This is a genomic window from Klebsiella sp. OBRC7, from assembly GCF_000293135.1.
Lineage (GTDB): Bacteria > Pseudomonadota > Gammaproteobacteria > Enterobacterales > Enterobacteriaceae > Klebsiella > Klebsiella michiganensis.
This window is the reverse complement of record NZ_ALNJ01000020.1, coordinates 50,213-67,448: the sequence shown is the minus strand read 5'-3', so window position 1 is coordinate 67,448 and position 17,236 is coordinate 50,213. Positions and strand designations below refer to the sequence as shown.

The window sequence follows — 17,236 nt, the reverse complement described above, 5'->3', positions numbered from 1 at the left end:
GACTCGGATTCGGACAGTGACTCCGACTCTGACAGTGATTCTGACTCGGACAGCGATGCTGACTCTGACAGTGATTCTGACTCTGACAGCGATTCTGACTCCGACAGCGATTCCGATTCCGACAGTGACTCGGATAGCGACAGCGATTCCGACTCTGACAGCGACTCGGATTCCGACAGCGATGCTGACTCTGACAGCGACTCCGATTCCGACAGTGATTCGGACTCTGACTCTGACTCCGACAGCGACTCGGATTCCGACAGCGATTCCGACTCTGACAGCGATTCGGATTCTGACAGCGATTCGGATTCTGACAGCGATTCGGATTCTGACAGCGATTCGGATTCGGACAGCGACTCGGACTCCGACAGCGACTCGGATTCAGACAGCGACTCGGATTCCGACAGCGATGCTGACTCTGACAGCGACTCCGATTCCGACAGTGATTCGGACTCTGACTCTGACTCCGACAGCGACTCGGATTCCGACAGCGATTCTGACTCCGACAGCGACTCCGATTCCGACAGCGATGCTGACTCTGACAGCGATTCCGACTCCGACAGTGACTCCGATTCAGACAGCGACTCGGACTCTGACTCCGACAGCGACTCGGATTCTGACAGCGATTCCGACTCTGACAGCGACTCGGACTCCGACAGCGACTCGGATTCTGACAGCGATTCCGACTCTGACAGCGATTCGGATTCTGACAGCGATTCGGATTCTGACAGCGATTCGGATTCGGACAGCGACTCGGATTCAGACAGCGACTCGGATTCGGACAGCGATGCTGACTCTGACAGCGATTCGGACTCTGACAGCGACTCGGATTCTGACAGCGATTCGGACTCCGACAGCGACTCGGATTCCGACAGCGATTCTGACTCTGACAGCGATTCGGATTCTGACAGCGATTCGGATTCTGACAGCGATTCGGATTCTGACAGCGATTCCGACTCTGACAGCGACTCGGACTCCGACAGCGACTCGGATATCCCGCAGGCCAATGCGGATACCAATACCGCGCTGATCTCTGAGAACCATGACAATCTCGACGGGGTAAACGGTACGATTACCCAGCTGACAGGCGTGAACCTGCTTGGCGTGGTCGATGTTTCGCTGCTTAGCGGTAATAACTTTGACTTTACTGTCGCGAGTGGAACGACTCAGGATGTGGCACTGGATATTTCCGGTGGCACCACGCTGAGCTCGGCGGCGCTGATTAATACGCTACTGCTGTTGCTGGGTGGAACGAATACCTTCCAGGCCGATCTCGCGGTGGTGAATACGGTGACCGGAGAAGTGGTTGCGCTGGCGTCGAATGCGGTGACTATTACGGCGGGAGGCGTCAGCCTGGATTACAGCGGTAGCGCGAGCTTCAGCGACCTGCCGGAGGGGAACTATACGGTAGTGATTTCGTCGCCAACGAATACCGGGCTGCTGCCGACGCTGGTGAATTTCCTGGCGAATCTCAGCGTAGCGACCGCGGTGGATGTGGCGGTAACCGACTCCGTAGGATACGAGTCCGCGATTATCAGCGGTAACGTACTGCAGACGGATGCGGGTGGGGACGTCGGCGATACCGGTACGGATATTACTGTGACCAGCATCGTTGCGACCTCGGTTCCGGGGGCAACGGCGGAACCGGTTAGCTCGGGGGGGACGATCGTTGAGGGCGCCTACGGTACGCTGGTGATCTATGCCGATGGTTCTTACACCTATCACGCGACCGGAGACGCTGACTCTGTCGGTCAAACGGAGGTCTTTACCTACACCATTACGGATGCGGATGGCGATACGGCAACGACGACGCTGACCATTAATATTGGCCTGGCCGATGATACGGATAGCGATGCTGATTCCGACTCCGACTCCGACAGTGATTCGGACTCTGACAGCGACTCTGACTCCGACAGTGATTCGGATTCTGACAGTGACTCGGATTCCGACAGCGATTCGGATTCCGACAGCGACTCGGATTCTGACAGCGATTCGGATTCTGACAGCGATTCCGACTCCGACAGTGACTCCGATTCAGACAGCGACTCGGATTCTGACAGCGATTCCGACTCCGACAGTGATTCGGATTCCGACAGCGACTCTGACTCCGACAGTGATTCGGATTCTGACAGTGACTCGGATTCCGACAGTGATTCGGATTCTGACAGCGATTCGGATTCTGACAGCGATTCGGACTCTGACAGTGACTCGGATTCAGACAGCGATTCGGACTCTGACAGCGATTCGGATTCGGACAGCGATATCGAGGCCATCCCCGATAGCAACAGCCCGGACGTTGTCGCGCTGGAAGGTAACCTGAACAACGTCAGCGGTACCAGCGGTCAACTGGTTGGCCTGACGTTACTCAGCACCGTCGATGTCTCGCTGCTGTCGGGCAATAATCTGCGCTTTAGCGTGGGTTCCGGAACCGTTGAGGATATGACGGTATCGGTGAACGGCAACTCGCTGCTGACGGCGAGCGGATTGCTGACCACTATCGTCAACCTGCTGGGGGCAGGAAATACCCTGACGGCCGATCTGTCGGTGGTGAATACGGTCACCGGCGAAGTCGTGGCGATTGCGGAAAACAGCGTCTCTATCTCGGCGAGCCTGCTTGGCGGGCTCTCCTATAACGGCACGGTCTCCTTCGCCAATCTGCCGGCGGGCGACTACACCATGGTTATCTCTGCGCCGGAAAGTAACGGCCCCCTGGTATCGTTGATCAACGCGCTGGCGGCGGCCCAGGTGGCAAGCTTCGTCAACGTGGACGTGACGGATTCCGTTGGCTATAGCGTCGGCGCCATTGAAGGTAACGTGCTGGATACCACCGCCAGCGGCGATATGCAGGATAGCGGTCAGGGCATCTCGGTCACCAGTGCGGTATCGGACTCCGTCGACGGATCGACCCCGGTTAACGTGACCAGCGCTGGCGTCAATATCACCGGGGCTTATGGGGTACTGACGATTCACTCTGATGGCAGCTATAGCTACCAGTTGACCAAAGGCGGGGCCGCTATCGGTCAATCGGATGTCTTTAGCTATACCATTACCGATGAAGCGGGCAATACCTCGACGACTAACCTGACGATTAATATCGGCGGCAACATCGAACCGGCGCAGGCCAATCCGGATGCTCAGGAAACGGATCTGACCGCGACGTTCGATACGCTCAACGGAGAAAGCGGTACCGTTGGCCAACTTGTCGGCGTCTCGTTACTCGGTTCCGTCAACGTTGGCTTACTCAACGGCAATAGTTTTGACTTTGACGTCGCCGCGGGGGCAAACGAAAAAGTGCTTCTCTCTGTCTCTGGGACCACCGGCCTGAGCCTGGGCGCGGCCCTGAGCACGTTGCTGAGCCTGCTGGGTGGCGCATCGTCCTTTACGGCGGATCTCTCTATCGTCGATAAGGCGACCGGCGAAGTGGTGCAGGTTCTGACCAACGCCGTCAATATTAATGTTGACGGACTGGGTCTCAGCCTGGACTACAGCGGCGGCGGCTGGTCCTCAATGTTACCTTCAGGATCGTACACGGCGGTGGTCTCTTCACCGAATACCGGCGGCCTGTTGGGCGCGCTGCTGGACCTGAACCTGGGCACCTTTATCAACGTGTCGGTCACCGACTCTGAGGGCTATCACACCGACAGCCTGACGGGTAACGTCCTGCAAAGCGATGGCGACGGCGACGTGGCGGACACCGGGGTAAATATTAAGGTGACGAGCGTCACCGCCACCTCGGTGACCGACGCCGATCCGGTATCGGTCACCAGCAGCGGAACGACGATAGCCGGTGCCTGGGGATCGCTGACCATCCATAGCGACGGTAGCTATACCTATCAGCCTTATGGCGGAGTGAATAGCGTCGGCCAATCGGAAGTCTTTACCTACACCATAACCGACAGTCTGGGCCACACGGCGAGCACGACGCTGACGTTCGATATCGACAGCCCGGCTTCGCTGGCGGTGAATGACGTGGTTGCGCTGAACGTGGCAACGGCGCTGGCAACGGTGAATGTTCCAGCGATTGACACCTCTGGGCTGAACACAAGCGGTAAGTCGAGCGGGAGCGGAGTATCAGCGAGTAAGTTGATTAACTTTAGCGTGGGAGCCGATCGCGAAATGGATACCCTCTCGGTGAAAGTGAACTACACCGCGAGTGGCTCGGTGGTCAATATCGTCAGGATTGACAGCACGGTCAGCATTTATCACGTACTCAGCGATGGCAGTAAGGTCCTGGTATGGCAAGGGACGCCGACAGAAAGCTTGACCACGATTATCGGCGCAACAGCGAGCGCTACGGATACGCTAACGCTAACGGGTGTGGCATTGAGCGAAGGAAATTACGAGATGGTCCTGGCTTCTAAAGCTACTGCCACTCTTGATAATTTCGTCACAACACCACCGAACTATACGGTAGGCGCAACGATCGCAGGTACGACGATTGATACCGCAACGCATTATACGGTGGCAGGAACTAACGTCAGTGGGAATATCCAGAACGGAAACAACTCGGGCGGTACGGAAGATTTCCATGGCGTGCTGTATGCCTCATACACCGTCGCCGGACATACTTCCTCTGGCAGTGCCGAATCCTGGACCTTCAACAGTAATGGCAGTATCACCACCAGCAACGGTAGCGCAGTAACCGGAAGCAGCGTCACAATTTACGGTGACTATGGCACCCTGACGATGGCGAATAATGGTTCTTATACCTACAGTCTGAAGGCAGGGATGGATGTGTCGACAATCACGCACAAGGAGGTCTTCGCCTACACGGTAAACGACAGCAATGGCGTTTCTTCCGCGGCGACGCTGACCATCGATCTGCATCCGCAGATTACCGGCAGCGTGAACGGCGATGATATCCACAGCACCGCTTATGACGATACCTTCACCCTGGGTATCGGGGCCGATACGGTGGTTTACAACCTGCTGGCCGATGACAATACCGGCGGCAACGGCAGCGATACCTGGAAGGATTTCTCGGTTGCGCAAGGGGATCATATCGATGTATCGGCGCTGCTGGTTGACTGGGATGGGAACAGCAGCAGTCTGGGCAACTATGTGACCCTGAGCTACGTTGGCAATAACACGGTGGTATCCATCGACCGCGACGGCGGGGCCGGTGACCATCAATCAACAACCTTAATTACGCTGGAAGGGGTGCATATCAATTCGCTCAACGAGCTGCTTGATACAAATAACTCCAACTAATCGGCGTTATAGCGAACGGCACACGGAAGTGCCGTCCAGATTATTTATTGCGGAGGAATGAATCGGGCAGCGATCCGGGAGATAGCAGACCGTTATTTAATAAAAATAATGATGCGGAAATTATTATATCCGTTTTTTCAGTGCGTGAATTCTGAAGGGTAAATTTGATGCGTCTATTTAAACAAAAAAGGAATGTCATAACCTGCGGCTATACCGCTCTCTTTATTGCTTTGAATCCGTCGTTTTCAGGTCATGCGGAAAATTCATACTTGATGCCGAATGATATTAGCAGCCAGCGTTTAACCGATAGCCAACAGGTCGCGGGGTATAATGAAGAGATTATTAATAGCCAGACCCGAATATCCGGCCCGCTGGATATTAAAAAAGCGGTAAAAAATGCGGTCAACTGGCATCCGGCGATTACCCAGGAGGTCAGCAAACTCCAGGAAATGGCGCAGAAAGTTGACGTGGCGAAAGCCAAATATTACCCGCAAATTAGTGCGGGTATGAATAATGGTTATAGTAATACTTATTCTGATGCCGGATATACGCCATCGCTGGTCGTCTCGGTATCGCAAATGCTTTACGACTTCGGCAAAGTGTCCAGTTCGGTCAGAGCCGCCGACTCCGGCGTGGCCCAGCAGCAGGCCACCGTCATGCTGAATATCGACCAGGTCGCTCACGACACCGCCGCGGCGGTAGTGCAGGTGCAGGGCTATCAAAAGCTGGTCGACATCGCTAAAGCGCAGGTCAATTCGCTTAAACAAATTGGCGATCTTATTCGCCAGCGCAACGATGCGGGGGCGTCATCGTTATCGGACGTTGTGCAGACCGATACCCGCGTGGAGGGCGCGCAATCTACGCTCCTGCAATATCAGGCGGCCCTTCAGCGCTGGAAAGCCACGCTCGCGACCTATATCGGCATCGGCGGCATTGCCACGGTGACGGATGACCTTCCGCAGGGGATGGACGCCGCCTGCGCGGTATCCAAAATCGATTACCGCTCTGTTCCGGCGGTATTAGCGGCGCTGGCCCAGGCCGGCCAGGCGCAGGCTCAGCTGGATAACGCCAACGCGCAAATGCTGCCGACGATTTCCCTTGAGCCGGAAGTCACCCATTACCTCAACGATAACTACGCCAACAGCGCGGTACTGAATAAAACGCAATACTCCGCCTGGGTGAAAGTGCAAATGCCCATCTATCAGGGCGGTGCGATGACCGCCTCCCGCGACGCCGCCCAGCAAAGTCTGGCGGCGGCGAATGCGGCGATCAAAACCGCCCAGCTGGACGCCAGCCAGAAGCTCAACGCCTCTCGCGATGAAGCGGTTAATCTTGCCCAGTCGCTGGGGATTCAGAAACGTCAGCAGCAGCTGGGTGAGCAAACCCGGGCGCTGTATCAGGATCAGTATCTTCAGCTCGGCTCGCGGCCGCTGCTGGATCTGCTCAACGTCGATCAGGAAATTTACCAGGCCAGATTTAGCCAGGTCCTGACGGAATCACAACTGCGTTCGCTGGAGCTGGACTGCCTGTTCAGCACCGGCAAGATGCGCTCGGTGTTCGCGCTGGAAAAACAAAATATCCAGGGCGTGGAGATCCGCCCATGACCTCACAAAACGAACGCGCCGGGATACCGCATTTGCTCGATTGGTCTAATGCGATTGCTTTTATTGCTAACCACTATCGACAAAGCTTTTCTCCCGGCACGCTGCATGCCGCCGCCGAGTGGGCGACGCAGAAAACCCTGCCGGAGGCGCTCCGGCACCTGGCGCGCCACGCCGGGCTAAACTGCCAGTTTTTATCTCCGGGCGATGAGAAAATGTCGGCCTGGCGGCTACCGCTGGTCGTCCAGCTGCGCGACGGGCAAGTCGCCGTGCTCGAAAGCTTTGACGTTAATAACGCCGTCGGGGTACGGTTTGTGAAGGAGCTCGCGCTGCTCAGCTACTGCCCGCTGGAAACCCTGCTGCCGGAAATTGAAAAGACCATTGCGTTTCGCCCGTCAGCGCCGGAAAGGGATATTCGCACCGAGAGCTACCTGGCCCGCTTTCAGCCGGACTGGCTGCGTAAAATTGTGCTGAAAGATATTCGCCCCTACCTGCACGTGATGCTGGCGTCTTTTGCCATAAACGTTCTTGCGCTGAGCGGTATTCTGTTTTCGATGCAGGTTTACGATCGGGTGATCCCGGCGCAGTCTTATCCCACTCTTTATGTCCTGTTCAGCGGCGTATTGCTGGCGGCGGTATTTGCTTTTGTGCTGAAAATTATGCGCGGGCACGTCACGGATCTGCTCGGTAAACGCGGGGATATTCGCGTTTCTGACCGGGTCTTCGGCCACGCGCTGCGCCTGAAAAACAGCGCGGTACCGCGCTCGACGGGGAGCTTTATTTCGCAAATCCGCGAGCTGGAGCAGGTGCGCGAAATGATGACCTCAACGATGATGACTATCGTGGCGGATTTACCGTTCTTTTTGCTGTTTCAGGTGGTGCTGTTTATCGTCTCGCCGTGGCTAAGCTGGATTGCGCCGGTGGCGACGATTCTGATGATCCTGCCCGGCCTGCTGCTGCAGCGCAAGCTCGCGGCGCTGGCCAATAAAAACCAGCATGAAAATACCTTGCGTAACGCCATTCTGGTGGAAAGCATTCAGGGGTTGCAGGACATCAAAATGATGCAGGCGGAAAGCCGCTTTTTGCATCAGTGGAATAGCTATATTGCCATTACCGCCGAGTCGGGGGTCAAAACGCGCAGGCTCACCCACGGCCTGGTCAGCTGGGGAATGTCGGTGCAAAACCTGCTCTATGCCACGGTGGTGGTGGTCGGCGCGCCGCTGGTGATTAATGGCGACATCACCACCGGGGCGATGGTGGCGGCATCAATGCTCTCGACCCGCATGGTGGCGCCGATGACCGCGCTGTGCGGCGTACTCGCTCGCTGGCAGCAGGTGAAAACGGCGAAGGCCAGCCTCGATAATCTGATGGCGCTGCCGGTCGAAGGGGGGCAGGACGAAACCCGGGTTCACCGCGCCGTGCTGCACGGCAATTACGAGTTCCGGCAGGCGGAATTCCGCTACGGCCTTAACGATGCCGCGATCCCGCTGCGTATCAACCAGTTATCCATTAAAGCCGGCGAGAGAATCGCCATCCTTGGGCGAATCGGCGCCGGTAAATCGACCCTGCTGCAGGCGATGATGGGCAACGTCGAGCTGGTTTCGGGCGAGCTGCGGCTGGATGATATAAGCCTGCCGCAGATCGACCTCGCGGATATTCGCCGCAACGCCACCTTGCTGACCCAGGAGGCGCGGCTGTTCCACGGCACCCTGCGCGAGAATCTGATCCTCGGGCGACCGGCGGCGACGGATGATGAAATCTTCTCGGTGCTTACCCTGTGCGGAGCGCTGGAGTTTGTGCGCAAACTGCCCCTCGGTCTTGAACACGTCGTTATGGAAGGCGGACTGGGGCTGTCAGGCGGCCAGCGGCAGTCGCTGCTGCTGGCCAGAACGCTGCTGCGCGATCCGAACATTATCCTGCTCGATGAACCGACCTCGTTTTTCGACGAGCGAACGGAAAAGGCCTTTGTGGAACAGCTGGCGCAGTGGGCCGGCGAGCGAACGATGATCATCGCCACGCATAAAGCGGCGGTGCTTAATATCGTCGACCGGATCCTGGTTATCCAGGACGGGCAGCTGGCGCTGGATAAACCCAAAGCAACGGTTTTTGAGCAAGAGAAAGCCCGCGGCCAGGTGGTGAACATATGAATAAAATCCCCCTGATGGCCGATCACGACCCGGTGGCGCTGCTGCCGGATAGCGAAGAAGACGAGGCGAAAATTGTTAAATCGCGGCGGCTGATTCTCCTGCTGGCCGTTATGCTGCTGGTGGGCGGCGTCTGGGCATGGTTCGCGGTACTGGACGAAGTCTCAACCGGTACCGGGAAAGTGATCCCCAGCTCGCGGGAGCAGGTGATACAAACCCTCGACGGCGGTATTTTAACCGAGCTGAACGTACGGGAAGGCAGCAAGGTACAAGCCGGACAGGTTGTGGCGCGCCTCGATCCCACCCGCAGCGAATCTAACGTCGGCGAAAGCCAGGCGAAATATCGCGCCTCGCTGGCGGCGAGCATTCGCTTAACCGCCGAGGTGAACAATCAGCCGCTGGCGTTTCCCGACTCCCTGAAAGCCTGGCCCGCGCTGCTGGCGGAGGAGACGCGTCTGTACCATAGCCGCAAAGAGCAGCTGAGCAAATCGACGCGCCAGCTGGACGAGTCGTTAAAACTGGTGAATAGCGAACTGGCCATCACCGAAAGGCTGGCGAAAACCGGGGCGGCGAGCAATGTCGAAGTGCTGCGTCTTCGCCAGCAGGTCGCGGATATTAGTTTTAAAAAGATCGATCTCAATACCCGCTATTTTGTTGACGCGCGTGAACAGTTGTCAAAAGCCAATGCCGACGTGGCCAGCCTGGCGGAAGTGATAAAGGGGCGCGCCGATTCGGTCACGCGCTTAACCGTCCGTTCGCCGGTGCAGGGGATCGTTAAAAATATTAAGGTCAATACGATTGGTGGGGTTATTGCGCCCAACGGCGAGCTGATGGAAATTGTTCCGGTCGATGGCCGGTTATTAATCGAAGCGCGGATTTCACCTCGTGATATCGCATTTATTCATCCTGACCAGCAGGCGCTGGTGAAAATTACGGCCTATGATTATGCCATCTATGGCGCGCTGAACGGCGTGGTGGAAACTATATCGCCAGATACCACTCAGGATGAAGCTAAACCGGATGTTTACTACTATCGGGTGTTTATTCGCACTGATTATGATTACCTGGAAAATAAAAGCGGCAAGCGTTTTTTAATTGGCCCGGGAATGATTGCCACCGTTGATATTAAGACCGGCGAAAAAACGGTCATGGATTATCTGGTCAAACCGTTTAATCGGGCAAAAGAAGCCTTAAGGGAACGTTAATCAACGGGCGAGCTTATTATCGGCTACGGGTCATCGCCGTTTACGGTCCGCCAGCCCGGACAAGGCGCGTTGAGCGCCGCCGCCGGGGAGTGTGCCGGGACGAGACATCGGCGCAATATCTAAAATGGGTTTGTTTGCAGTCTCTGATAATAATTTTTAAACATTCAACGCATTCTTGAATAAACGGAGAGGGGAAGATGGCGCTAAGTGATTTACTGCAACAAGCCTGCTTTCAGGCGAAAAAATTAAAATCCACCGTATTGCCTTCTGACTATCCGGCATGGGTAATCTTCTTTAGCGTCAGCGATGGCCAATCACGCGCGCATATGCATATTTCTCGCGGTACCAGCTTCGATCTCGCGTGGCTGGCGGGGGCCAGAGCGCTGCAGGAGTGGCGTAAAAAACAGGACCGCGAACCGCAGTGGCTGCGGGTTGACGTCGTGGACAGCGTGGAAAAGCTCAGCTGGCAATCCCTCAATGAAAAATTCATGGTCACCAAGCGTAACTATTTTCGCTTTGGCCTCGCATTTGACCCGCAGTTTAATTGCGCAATGCTCGAGCAGGAAATTGCCGGCAACGCGCTGCTCTACGATGGCGATAACGGCGTTGTGGCGCCGAATAGCGTCAATCTGGAAAACTATGCCCAGCGGCGGTTTAAGCAGACGCTGAGCTGGCCGCAGGATCCGCAGCTGCCGCTCTGGCGCTTTAAAACGCAGGGGATCTTCTGCGATCGTTTTGGGTCAAAAGTGATGGAACAGAGCGGTCGAGGTTCCGGCTATCGCGTTATCGGGGAAAACTGGCAGGACGAGTGCCTCGCCGAGGTGATTAAAAAAGGCACCGATTATCTGGCCCGTCAGGTAAAGCAAGACGGCCTCTATCATTACGGCTGGTTTCCCTGTTTCGACCGCCCGGTCCGATCCTATAACGCGCTGCGCCACGCCAGCTCCACCTATTCGCTGATTGAGGGCTGGGAAGCGACCCGTCAGCCGTCGGTTCGTCAGGCGATAGACCGCGCGATTGCGTACCTGGTTAATACGCTGATCGAAGTACGGACGCTGGACGATGGCCGCGAGGCGGCGTTTCTCTGCGACGTGGGCGATGAGATCAAGCTCGGCGGTAACGCGGTAAGTATCCTGGCGCTGGTGAAATATACCGAGACGACCGGAGACCGGCAATATCTGCCGCTGATGGCGCAGCTGGCGACCGGCATCGCCTTTATGCAGGATCCGCTCAGCGGCCAGTTTGTTCACGTATTGAATAGCCACGATCTGTCGCTGAAAGGCAAATTCCGCATCATTTATTACGATGGCGAAGCGGCTTTTGCCCTTATGCGCCTGTACGGCCTGACCAAAGCGCCGCAGTGGCTGGAGATGGTGGAAAAAGCCTTCGCCTATTTCATTAAAAATAAGCACTGGCAGCACCATGACCACTGGCTGAGCTACTGCGTTAATGAGTTAACCCGCTTTCGCCCGGAAGAGAAGTACTTTCGCTTTGGCCTGAACAACGTGCGCGATCATCTTGATTTTGTGCTGCATCGCGTCACCACCTATCCCACGCTGCTGGAATTAATGATGGCGGCATCTGAGATGGTGACCCGTCTGGACGCCTCGCCCGAGCATCGCCATCTGCTGGCGGATTTTGACCAGCAGAAGTTCTGGCAGGCGCTGGAAGTTCGGGCGCGCTATTTGCTGAACGGCTTCTTCTGGCCTGAGCTGGCGATGTTTTTTAAAAATCCCGCACGGATCGTCAACAGCTTCTTTATTCGCCACCACAGCTACCGCGTGCGTATCGATGACGTCGAGCACTACCTTTCCGGCTTTATCGCCTATCAGAAATACCATTTAGCGGCAAAAAAGCCGCTGCTCCCGCAGGACGACGCGCCGCCGTCGAATAACGCGATCCCCGTTTTTCTGCTGGAGACGCTGCGCGACGTCTGCAACGGTATTGAGGTGGCGGCCATGCGGCGGGCGAAGCTCTTTACCGAACATTTGCGCACCGTGCCCTGGATAGTTACCGCGACGTGGAATCCCGAATTGTCCAGAGCGGTGCGGGCGCTGAAAGCACGCGGCGCGCTGCCCGAAGAGGTGCCGGTTTATAACCTCTATGAGTGGCTCAGCGATTGCTTTGAGATGAACGCGATCGCTGCGCTGGCGCCGCTGGTGGGCAATATCGAGCTCAGGCATGCCGTCAATCCCGGCGCGGATGTCGCGGTGGGTAAACACAACTTCCTGCTGCGTCCGCAGGGGAGAATCATCGAAGACTATATTGATAGCGCCGGCAATATTCTGCTGCGCAAAAGCTTTGACGAGAAAAAGGGCAACGTGCAGCTAAGCCAGCTTGAAATTGCCCTGGCGGGTGGTGAAGTCAAACGCTTTGCTCAGGAAGAGGCGTTTTATGCGTGGATGCTGGAAACCCGGCTGGCGGAAAAAGGGCGCTGGCATTTTATCGTCGATAAAAATAAAACGTGGAAAAGCTTCGTCTGCTCGCAGCCCGCACAGCGCATGGCGTGTACGCTGAGCGCGATTATTCACTCCCATCATCAGCTGTCTAACGGCGCGCTGAAAAGCTCCTACCGGCATATCCTCGAACAGCCGGAGCTTGTCGATCGGCTGATTGTCCTCACCGATGAGCAGTGGCAGGACCTGCAGCTGGAGAGCTTCCCGGCCGCGCGGATGGCGGTGATCCCCAATCATCTCGATAACGGCAATATTCCGGCGAACCCGCAGAAAGCGCCGTCGCAGACGGTCATTTATCTGGCGCGCTATTCGGAAGAGAAGCAGCATGCCTTGCTGCTGAACGCCTTTCGTAAAGTGTTGACGGCGATCCCCGATGCGCAGCTGCACACCTACGGGGTCGGGCCGCTGCGGCGCAGCTTAAGCGCGCGGGTGGCGGAGTGGGGGCTGGAGAAGGCGATCCATATCAACGGCTTCACCTCCGACATCGCGCTGGTGCATAAAACGGCCTGCTGCACGGTGCTTTGTTCGACCCAGGAGGGGCAGTCTCTCTCCGCCGTGGAGGCGATGGCCTACGGTACGCCGCTGATTAGCTTTGCCATTAAGTACGGTCCGCGCGACATCCTGCAGGACAGGGAGGCGGGGATTCTGGTGCCCTGCGGCGATGAGGAGGCACTGGCGGCGGCGCTGATCGCCGTTATCTCCGACAAGTCGCTGCAGCAAAGTATGCAGCAGGCCGCGCTGCGCAACGCCCAGCGCTACTACGGCAGCGCTATCGCCGGACGCTGGGCGGCATGGCTGCAGACAAGCGAGCGACAGCTGGATGCCGGTGCGGAGCGCGGAAACGGGCTGGAAAAAAAGCGCCCTCGGGCAGTTAACGTTGGCTAACCGTCAGCGCCTTTTTTATTCCCGCGGCTCTCAGGCGTGGCGATGAGGCGAGTCATCGCGCTCCTGCTGGCATCCTGCTGCTGTTGGCCGCTGCTGGCGCGCGATGTTGTGCAGGTTTCCCGCTGCGTTCCCGGCTCTTTGCTTCATGCGCATCGCCTGGAAAAAGCGCACGTCGTGGATGACGTTCATATTTACTACAGCCTGCAGGGTAAGGACGCCCTGCAATATCCGCAGGATAGTACCGGCGACGGCGTGCCGGATGTCGTGAAGGACATTGCGAGCCAGCTCCAGGCGGCGCAATATCTTTATACGTCGCTGCTGGGCCTGCGCTCGCCGCTGCAGCAGAAAATTTATCGCCAGGCCCGACAGATCAACATCTACCTGCTGACGCTCCCCAAAGGTCACGGCCTGGCCTTCGATCGGGTGGCGGCAGAAACCATGGGTGACGGAACGGCGCTGCCCTGCGGCTTAAAAATTGTCCTTAACGCCGCGCTGCGGCCGGCGCGCAACATTACGCCAGCGCATGAATTATTTCATTTGTATCAATACGGCTACGGGGTTTTTAAACAGAAATGGTACCTGGAAGGTATGGCGCGCTGGATGGAAAATGCCTTCAGACCCGCGCAGGAAAGAGTCGTGCCTTCACCCGGGGAGATTGCCTGCGAGAGCAACGTTTCTCGCGGCTATAGCGCGGCCACCTTTTGGGCCAGCTATGCGCAGCAGGCGTTTGCCGCCACGCTAGTGCCGGATAACGCGCTGGCGTATCGCTATGCCGACGGCAGCCCGGTGTTTCAAACCCGGACGGTGCCCGGCGGCGCGATGCTGGCGCCTTTTTTTCAGCAGCTTGCGCTCAGCAGCCGGCGCATTTCTCGTGAAATGAAGCTGCCCAATATCCGCTGGAGTGAACAGCAGCAGCGTGACGGGCGGTACAGTCGCCTGATTTGCCAGGCGTTAGCCGCGACGGCGCAGAATAAAAAGTAAGCGGTATGCACACTCATTCTGCTGGCTGCGCGGGCCCGGATTTTGAATAAAGCCTGTTCATCTTTTCCGGCAGGTCAATAATATCCGTCAGGATGCCGCGCGATAAATGGATATAGCCGTCACTCTTCAGCTTCGATAATACCCGCATGATGCCGCTGCGGGACAAAAAAGAGTGGTCCATAATATAATTCACAGCAGTGATGTTGTTTTTAATTGCATTTGGTTCATCAATAAGTTCGAGTAGATGGCTACGTATAATTTCGTATGCGGAGAGTTGTGATATCGTCATGCAATGGGCATAGACTTTGGCTGAACTATAATCCTGCAGCATCGCCAGCGATTGCCAGAGATGATATTTGACGACCTGCTCATGAAAAAAACGTTGTGGAATCAAAAGTAAGCGCGATGTTTCTTTCGTTTTAACATACAGATGGCGGGTATATGCCAGCTGGCAGCTGGCACCAAAAATAAACGGTGCGCTTTCAGCATTAAGGATCATCCCATCGCTTATGCGGTTTAACGCCACGCTCCCGTCGAATAAAATGAGGCACTGTTTTTCACCATTCCGCGTCAGGCTGATGTTGCGTTTTTTGCTAATGGTGCAGGGCGTATGCTCTTTAGCGATTATCTCAATCAATTTTTCAATATGATCGGTGGGTTTCACGACTTTGCTTAAAATTTCATCGCGGAGCAGCGAGTGATTATTTCTCTTCATTGTTACCCTTTTAAAACAATGAGTTAAAAATATTATTGAGTGGATATTGTACGCATCAAATAATCAATAATATTCTTTCAGTTGGCAACTTATCGAACATTGCCAGGATTATTTTCCTGCTATAAATTACGATTTGTAATCTAAAGCCTGTAATTCATATTAGTCAATATAAATTGATTTTTTATTGTTTTTTAAGCCAGGTAGGTCTTTTTTTGTGGCTGGTCTTTTTGCGCAAGAAGGCATGTTGTTGCGCGTGAGGAATTTCTCGCTTCGCTTTTTATTTTTTAACGCGCGATAAGCGGAGTGAGTCAGGTAGGTATATGTGTTTATTAAATAAAAAAAGCGCGGCGTTTATTATTTATCCTATTTGCCGCGTACGCGGCGGCAAGGAGGAGATGAAAATAGCCAACGGGGTTTTAAACCTGGCGGTATCCAGGCGTAAAACCCACAAATGACTAGTTGCGCAATCGAGGCGCCTGCAGCTGCTGGCGAATGGTTCGGGCCAGTTCGTCCAGCGACGGCTGTTCAGGATGTTCATCGCTGGGCTCGCTGCTCAGCTGCGCTTCTGCGAGATAAGTGTGAATCGGCTGGCCATCATCGTCTTCCATCACCACATGATACCAGGGCGCAAGGCGCAGTTCGTCGTTAGCGGCGATTTCATCCTCTTCCGGCTCCGTGAGCGAGTACTCGGGATCGACATCGACGATCACGCCCAGGTAGCCCAAAAGCGTGTGGCGAACTTGTTGGCCGATACCGAATTTGCTGGCTATCATAAGCACCTCCTGGGAGACATGATTACCTGCTATATGCGGGCCGATTCTCCACTTTTCAAGTTACATGATGCGGCAAGCAAACCCTTTCAGATACAGCCCTTCGGGGTAGGTTGCTATCACCGGGTGGTCGGCAGCCTGGCGGAACTGTTCTATAAATTGTACATCACGTCCGGCATCCAGGGCGGCATCGGCAATGATTTTCTGAAATAAATCGGTGGTCATCAGGCCGGAGCAGGAGAAGGTCAGCAGGACGCCGCCGGGATTCAGGAGCTGAATCGCCAGCATGTTGATGTCCTTATAGCCGCGGCAGGCGCCCATCAGCTGGCTTTTGTTTTCAACAAACTTCGGTGGATCCATCACAATCACGTCAAACTTTTCGCCGGCGTCGCGATATTTCCGCAGCAGCTTGAAGACGTCGTCGCGGATGAACTCCGCTTTAGACAGATCCAGCTTGTTCAGCTCAACGTTCTGCTTTGCGACGTCCAGCGCCTCCTGCGAGGTGTCAACGCTGACAACCTGACGGCAGCCGCCCATCAGCGCGGAGATGGCAAAACCGCCGGTATAGGAGAAGCAGTTCAGCACGCGCTTATCAGCGACGTAGCGACGGGTCGCCAGGCGGCTGTCGCGCTGGTCAAGGTAATAGCCGGTTTTGTGGCCGCCCTGAATGTCTACCAGCAGCTGCATACCGTGCTCGGTAATCGGCAGCAGGGCAGGCGGCAGTTCGCCGACAACCGGCCCCTGCGCCAGCTCCAGCCCCTCTTTTTTACGCACCGCGACGTCGCTACGATCGTAGATAGCGCAGTTCGGAAACAGGGTTTGCAGCGCGCTGACAATCGACGCCCGCTGGTATTCGGCACCGGCGCTCAGCAGCTGCAGTACAAAAAAGTCGCCAAAACGATCGATGGTCACGCCCGGCAGGCCGTCGGACTCACCGGCTATCAGGCGATAGCTATCGAGCCCGTCGCGGGCCGCCAGCCACTCGCGCCAGGTTTGCGCCTGCTGCAGGCGACGTTCGAAAAAGGCGTTATCAATGGCTTCATTGCGATCGAAGCTCCAGACGCGGGCGCGGATCTGTGAAGACGGCGAATAGGCGCCGCGGGCCAGCCATTTTCCCTGCGAATCAACGATATCGATGGTCTCACCTGAACGGGCTTTACCTTCCATCCGGGCGACGGCGCCGGAGAAGATCCACGGATGGCGACGCAGCAGGGATTTCTCGCGTCCTTTGGTTAACACTAAGCGGGGGAAAATGGAGTCTGTCATGG

At 56.0% G+C, this 17,236-nt stretch carries 10 protein-coding genes; 6 read left to right on the top strand and 4 right to left on the bottom strand.

Translation table 11 applies throughout. The annotated features are described in order from the left end of the window. Positions 1 to 1,049 (bottom strand): hypothetical protein (locus tag HMPREF1144_RS33975; RefSeq protein ID WP_198286846.1); only part of this gene is annotated, 1,049 nt, incomplete at its 3' end. Between the two features lie 40 nt (positions 1,050 to 1,089). Here HMPREF1144_RS33975 and HMPREF1144_RS04460 point away from each other — a divergent pair. From HMPREF1144_RS04460 to HMPREF1144_RS04435, 6 genes are all read left to right on the top strand, one after another. Continuing rightward, positions 1,090 to 5,211 (top strand): beta strand repeat-containing protein, encoded by a 4,122-nt coding sequence (locus HMPREF1144_RS04460; protein ID WP_009651921.1) that lies wholly within the window; start codon positions 1,090 to 1,092, stop codon positions 5,209 to 5,211. Between the two features lie 167 nt (positions 5,212 to 5,378). Continuing rightward, on the top strand, positions 5,379 to 6,815 hold the full coding sequence (locus tag HMPREF1144_RS04455) for a TolC family outer membrane protein (RefSeq protein ID WP_004849538.1): 1,437 nt from the start codon (positions 5,379 to 5,381) through the stop codon (positions 6,813 to 6,815). After that, positions 6,812 to 8,959, top strand: coding sequence for a type I secretion system permease/ATPase (locus HMPREF1144_RS04450; protein ID WP_009651945.1), 2,148 nt, complete (start codon positions 6,812 to 6,814; stop codon positions 8,957 to 8,959). Before HMPREF1144_RS04455 ends, HMPREF1144_RS04450 begins: the two co-directional genes overlap by 4 nt. After that, a complete protein-coding gene (locus HMPREF1144_RS04445) occupies positions 8,956 to 10,161 on the top strand; it encodes an HlyD family efflux transporter periplasmic adaptor subunit (RefSeq protein ID WP_004849542.1) in 1,206 nt (401 codons plus the stop codon). The genes HMPREF1144_RS04450 and HMPREF1144_RS04445 overlap by 4 nt, the downstream gene beginning before the upstream one ends. A gap of 197 nt (positions 10,162 to 10,358) precedes the next feature. Next, entirely contained in the window at positions 10,359 to 13,502 is a 3,144-nt protein-coding gene (locus tag HMPREF1144_RS04440) for a glycosyltransferase (protein WP_009651928.1), read from the top strand. 42 nt (positions 13,503 to 13,544) lie between these two features. After that, positions 13,545 to 14,483: a peptidase gene (locus tag HMPREF1144_RS04435; protein ID WP_009651919.1), complete on the top strand. Its 939-nt coding sequence runs from the start codon at positions 13,545 to 13,547 to the stop codon at positions 14,481 to 14,483. 13 nt (positions 14,484 to 14,496) lie between these two features. On the opposite strand, the gene HMPREF1144_RS04430 is transcribed toward HMPREF1144_RS04435, so the two are convergent. From HMPREF1144_RS04430 to rlmI, 3 genes are all read right to left on the bottom strand, one after another. Further along, positions 14,497 to 15,198 (bottom strand): helix-turn-helix domain-containing protein, encoded by a 702-nt coding sequence (locus tag HMPREF1144_RS04430; RefSeq protein ID WP_009651930.1) that lies wholly within the window; start codon positions 15,196 to 15,198, stop codon positions 14,497 to 14,499. A gap of 455 nt (positions 15,199 to 15,653) precedes the next feature. Further along, positions 15,654 to 15,971, bottom strand: coding sequence for a heat shock protein HspQ (gene hspQ, locus HMPREF1144_RS04425; RefSeq protein WP_009651933.1), 318 nt, complete (start codon positions 15,969 to 15,971; stop codon positions 15,654 to 15,656). A gap of 60 nt (positions 15,972 to 16,031) precedes the next feature. After that, positions 16,032 to 17,234 (bottom strand): 23S rRNA (cytosine(1962)-C(5))-methyltransferase RlmI, encoded by a 1,203-nt coding sequence (rlmI, locus tag HMPREF1144_RS04420; protein WP_009651924.1) that lies wholly within the window; start codon positions 17,232 to 17,234, stop codon positions 16,032 to 16,034. Positions 17,235 to 17,236: the final 2 nt, after the last annotated feature.

Bases quoted from the DNA above. Each gene is read 5' to 3' on its own strand.
- HMPREF1144_RS04455 (WP_004849538.1), top strand. From the start codon at position 5,379: ATGCGTCTATTTAAACAAAAAAGGAATGTCATAACCTGCGGCTATACC.
- HMPREF1144_RS04450 (WP_009651945.1), top strand. From the start codon at position 6,812: ATGACCTCACAAAACGAACGCGCCGGGATACCGCATTTGCTCGATTGG.
- HMPREF1144_RS04445 (WP_004849542.1), top strand. From the start codon at position 8,956: ATGAATAAAATCCCCCTGATGGCCGATCACGACCCGGTGGCGCTGCTG.
- HMPREF1144_RS04440 (WP_009651928.1), top strand. From the start codon at position 10,359: ATGGCGCTAAGTGATTTACTGCAACAAGCCTGCTTTCAGGCGAAAAAA.
- HMPREF1144_RS04435 (WP_009651919.1), top strand. From the start codon at position 13,545: ATGAGGCGAGTCATCGCGCTCCTGCTGGCATCCTGCTGCTGTTGGCCG.
- HMPREF1144_RS04430 (WP_009651930.1), bottom strand. From the start codon at position 15,198: ATGAAGAGAAATAATCACTCGCTGCTCCGCGATGAAATTTTAAGCAAA.
- hspQ (WP_009651933.1), bottom strand. From the start codon at position 15,971: ATGATAGCCAGCAAATTCGGTATCGGCCAACAAGTTCGCCACACGCTT.
- rlmI (WP_009651924.1), bottom strand. From the start codon at position 17,234: ATGACAGACTCCATTTTCCCCCGCTTAGTGTTAACCAAAGGACGCGAG.